Below are 4,809 nucleotides of genomic sequence, written 5' to 3' on the forward strand. Positions count from 1 at the left end.
GTTCGCGGCGCTGGAGGTCTCGATTCTTCCCTCCTCCGCTCCTCCGCTTCGCTCCCCCGCTCCGTCAGTCCAGAATCGAGACGCGCCGCGAACCTTTGGGTTGGTCAGTTTTTCCGCTTGCACCATGTGTCATCGGGTAGCACTCGGCATCGAGGTGCTGATGATCAGCTTCGCCTGGATGGATCCGTCGGCGTTCTTGTCGCCCTGGACCATGATCACCTCGCCGACCGGTAAGTCCGAAACCTTGGTGCTGCCCAGGGAAATCACCTGTGTCTTGTTGTCGGTCTTCACGGTCGCCGTGCCACCGGACAGGGTGGTGATGGTGAGGGTGGAACCGTCGTTGTTCGAGATGGTGCCCATGTTCGCACCCAGCTCGTCCAGATCGCCCAGACCCGGGATGGTGGGAATGCCGCTGGGCAGGGGCAGGGCCGAGGAGTTGCCGGGCAGGCTCGGCGCCGGGTACCCGGAGGTCCTGACGCTGCCGGGTGCGGCGCTGTTCGACGAATCGTTGTTCGACAGCAGGGTTCCCGCCACGACGCCGACAATGGCGACCACGATGACCGCGGCGATGGTCAGCGCGATCCACATGGTGGTCCGGCGGGGCGGCGGGGGCGGGACCGGATGCTGCGGGAAGCCCGCGGGCTGATATCCACCGGTCGGCATTCCCGGACCACCCGGGTAACCGGGCCCGCCCGCGGCGGGCGGATAGCCGGGCGCGCCATAACTACTCGTGGGGGCATACCCCGGCTGACCCGGGTAGACGGCGGTCGGCTCGTAGCCGCCACCGGTCTCGTATCCACCCCACTGCGCGTCCGCCGGCGGCAGCACGCGGGTGGCGTCGAGCCCGGGCGGCTGCCCGAAATAGTCGACCCGATCGGCGGGTATGGCCGCGGTGGGCCCGTAGCCCGCGGCGCTATCCGAGGGGTAGCCGCCAGGTGCGGCCTGCTCGGCGGGCCCCTCCCCCGGGCCCGGTTCCGGCCGCCGCGACCACGGATCGCTCGGATTGGTCATGGCCTCCAGGGTAGGCGGCCGACCCGTCCCGAGCCGCGAACTCGACCGGACGGTTCCCAATCCGCGGGCCGTTCACACCTCGAAACCGGCAAGGCTCGGTCGCCCAGGACGAGCAAGGCCCCCGCCGAGCCGAAGCTCGCACGGGGGCCCGGGTCCGCCGGATCAGCGGCCGACGATGAGGGTGTCGCCGTCGGGGGTGACGTTGACCTTCACCATGTCACCGTCCTGCACCTCGCCGGCCAGCAGTTCCTTGGCGAGCGAGTCGCCGATGGCCTGCTGGATGAGGCGGCGCAGCGGGCGCGCGCCGTAGGCCGGGTCGTAGCCGCGCACGGCCAGCCAGAAGCGGGCCGAGTCGGACACGTCCAGCTTCAGGCGGCGCTGGGACAGGCGCTTCTGCAGCTGGTTCAGCTGGATGTCGACGATCCGTTCCAGCTGTTCCTCGTCGAGCGCGTGGAACATGACCACGTCGTCGAGCCGGTTCAGGAACTCCGGCTTGAAGGCGCGGCGCACCGCGTTCATGACCGCATCCTTGTCACCGCCCGCACCCAGATTGGAGGTCAGGATGAGGATGGTGTTGCGGAAGTCGACCGTGCGGCCCTGGCTGTCGGTCAGCCGGCCCTCGTCGAGCACCTGCAGCAGGATGTCGAAGACGTCCGGGTGGGCCTTCTCGATCTCGTCGAACAGCACCACCGTGTACGGGCGTCGCCGCACCGCCTCGGTGAGCTGGCCGCCCTGGTCGTAGCCGACGTAGCCGGGGGGCGCACCGACCAGGCGGGCCACCGAGTGCTTCTCGCTGTACTCGCTCATGTCGATGCGGACCATGGCGCGCTCGTCGTCGAACAGGAAGTCCGCCAACGCCTTCGCGAGCTCGGTCTTACCGACGCCGGTCGGGCCGACGAACATGAACGAGCCGGTGGGCCGGTTGGGGTCGGCGACCCCGGCCCGGGCGCGGCGCACGGCATCCGAAACCGCTTGCACGGCTTCCGGTTGCCCGACGACCCGGTTGCCCAGTTCGTCCTCCATGCGCAGCAGCTTCTGGGTCTCGCCCTCCAGCATCTTGCCCACGGGGACACCGGTCCACGACGACACCACCTCGGCGATATCGTCCGGCCCGACCTCCTCCTTGAGCATGACGTCGCCGTCGGCGGCGGTCTTCGCCTTGGACTCGGCCTCGGCGAGTTCCTTCTCCAGCTTGGGGATTCGCCCGTACCGGAGTTCGGCGGCCTTGTTGTAGTCGCCGTCGCGCTCGGCCCGCTCGGATTCGCCCTTGAGCGACTCCAACTCCTCCTTGAGCACGCTCACCGCGTCGATGGCCTGCTTCTCGTTCTGCCAGCGGGTCATCAGCTGGTTGAGCTTCTCGCGGTCGTCGGCGAGCTCCTGGCGCAGCTTCTCCAGTCGCTGCTTGGACGCCTCGTCGGTCTCCTTGGCCAGCGCCACCTCTTCGATCTCGAGCCGCCGCACGACGCGCTCGATCTCGTCGATTTCCACTGGGCGGGAATCGATTTCCATGCGCAGCCGCGAGGCCGACTCGTCGACCAGGTCGATGGCCTTGTCCGGCAGGAACCGTGAGGTGATGTAGCGGTCGGACAGGGTCGCCGCGGCCACCAGCGCGGAGTCGGTGATCCGCACGTGGTGGTGGTTCTCGTAGCGCTCCTTGAGCCCGCGCAGGATGCCGACGGTGTCCTCCACCGACGGCTCGCCCACCAGCACCTGCTGGAACCGGCGTTCCAGGGCCGGGTCCTTCTCGATGTGCTGCCGGTATTCGTCGAGGGTGGTGGCGCCGACCAGCCGCAGCTCGCCGCGGGCCAGCATGGGCTTGATCATGTTGCCCGCGTCCATGGCGGATTCGCCGGTGGCGCCGGCGCCCACGATGGTGTGCAGCTCGTCGATGAACGTGATGATCTGTCCGGCAGAGGATTTGATCTCCTCCAGCACGGCCTTCAGCCGCTCCTCGAACTCACCGCGGTACTTGGCGCCGGCCACCATCGCGCCCAGGTCGAGCGAGACGAGCTTCTTGCCGCGCAACGATTCCGGGACGTCACCCGCCACGATGCGCTGGGCCAGGCCCTCCACGATGGCGGTCTTGCCGACGCCGGGCTCGCCGATCAGCACCGGGTTGTTCTTGGTGCGACGGCTCAAAACCTGTACGACACGGCGGATTTCGGTGTCGCGGCCGATGACCGGGTCCAGCTTGCCCTCGCGGGCGGCGGCGGTCAGGTCGGTGGAGTACTTCTCCAGCGCCTGGTACGAGCCCTCCGGATCCGGTGAGGTGACACGGGCGTTGCCGCGCACGGCGGTGAAGGCCTCGCGCAGGGCGTCGGCGGTCGCGCCGTACTTCAGCAGCAGTTGCTGAACGTCGGAGTCACCGGCGGCCAGGCCGTAGACCAGGTGCTCGGTGGAGACGTATTCGTCGCCCAGCTCGGTGGCCAGCCGCTGCGCGGAGCTGAGCGCCGCGATGGCTTCCCGCCCGAGATTGGGGGTGGTGGTGGCGCCGGTGGCCCGGGGCAGCCGGTCCACGATCTCCTGGGCCTCGCGCCGCACCGTCGCCGGGTCGACTGCGACGGCCTTGAGCAGCGGTGCGGCGATGCCGTCGATCTGATCCAGCAACGCCACCAGCAAGTGCGCCGGACGGATTTCCGGGTTTCCGGCGACGGCGGCCGCCTGTTGCGCGGCGGTCAGGGCCGCCTGGGTCTTGGTGGTGGGATTGAACGAGTCCACTGTCACCTTCCTACTTGTCGTTGCTTTCTACAACGCGGTAGAAGTTGAGTCTGTTCCGCTCAAGTCTGACCAGTTTTCGACGTCAGGTCCAGAGTCCGAGGCCGGTTCCTACGCTACGCGTACGATGACTCCATTCGTTGACGCATCACACCAGCTCATCCATCCCGGTTTCCGAATGAATGGAGCAGCAAATGCGCGCGATCGTCGTCCGTGAATTCGGTGGCCGCCCCGAGCCCGCCGACATGCCCACCCCCGAGGCCGGACCGGGCCAGGTCCAGATCCAGCTCGAGGCCGCCGGGGTCAACCCGTTCGACCAGCGGATCATCGACGGCTTCCTGGACGGCCAACTGCCGCACGACTTTCCGATGATCCCGGGCACCGACGGCGCGGGCACGATCAGCGCGGTGGGCGCGGGGGTGAACGACTTCGAGGTCGGGGAGCGGGTGGTCGGGAAGTTCCTGACCCCGCCGGTCGGGCACGGCACCTTCGCCGAGTACATCGTGGTGCCGCACGACGGCGCCCTCGCCAAGCTGCCGGACGAGGTCTCCGCCATTCGCGGCGCCGCCCTGCCGACCGCGGGCATCACGGCCCTGGACCTCATGCACGCCGCCGGGGTCACCCGCAACCAGAAGGTGCTGGTCGTGGGCGCCTCGGGTGGCGTCGGCTCCTATCTGGTGCAGCTCGCGGCGCTCGCCGGCGCGCACGTCATCGCCACCGCCCGCCCCGACGACACCGATCGGATGATCCGGCTGGGCGCGACCGAGGTGGTGAACTACGGCCGGATCACCGTCACCGACTCCCCCACCCACGCCGAGGGCTCGGAGTTGTCGGTCGCGGATTCGGTGCGGATCACCGATCCCGGCGGCATCGACGTGCTGTTCGATCTGGTCAGCCCGCCGCCGGTTTTCGCCGACAACGCGAGCCTGGTCAAGTCCGGCGGTTCGGCCTATTCGACCATCTGGTCCGCCGACGAGGCGGATCTGCAGGCCCGTGGCGTGCGCGGCGGCAACCTCCAATCCCACGGCGGCGCAGCCGAATTGCGCGAGCTGCTGCGGATGGTCGGCGACGGCGACCTGATGG

At 68.9% G+C, this 4,809-nt stretch carries 3 protein-coding genes; 1 reads left to right on the forward strand and 2 read right to left on the reverse strand.

Going from position 1 to position 4,809, the window contains the following annotated elements; genetic code table 11:
* Positions 1 to 129 precede the first annotated feature (129 nt).
* Both ACFXN1_RS46550 and clpB read right to left on the reverse strand, forming a co-directional pair.
* Positions 130 to 1,011: a DUF5666 domain-containing protein gene (locus ACFXN1_RS46550; protein ID WP_379446294.1), complete on the reverse strand. Its 882-nt coding sequence runs from the start codon at positions 1,009 to 1,011 to the stop codon at positions 130 to 132.
* A 162-nt stretch (positions 1,012 to 1,173) separates the two neighbouring features.
* Entirely contained in the window at positions 1,174 to 3,729 is a 2,556-nt protein-coding gene (gene clpB, locus ACFXN1_RS46555) for an ATP-dependent chaperone ClpB (RefSeq protein ID WP_379446293.1), read from the reverse strand.
* A gap of 191 nt (positions 3,730 to 3,920) precedes the next feature.
* Between clpB and ACFXN1_RS46560 the strand changes: the two genes are divergently transcribed.
* The coding region (locus ACFXN1_RS46560) for an NADP-dependent oxidoreductase (protein ID WP_379463983.1) at positions 3,921 to 4,809 on the forward strand (889 nt) is incomplete at its 3' end.

The organism is Nocardia sp. NPDC059154 (genome assembly GCF_042755705.1).
In the GTDB taxonomy this organism is placed as follows: Bacteria; Actinomycetota; Actinomycetes; order Mycobacteriales; family Mycobacteriaceae; genus Nocardia.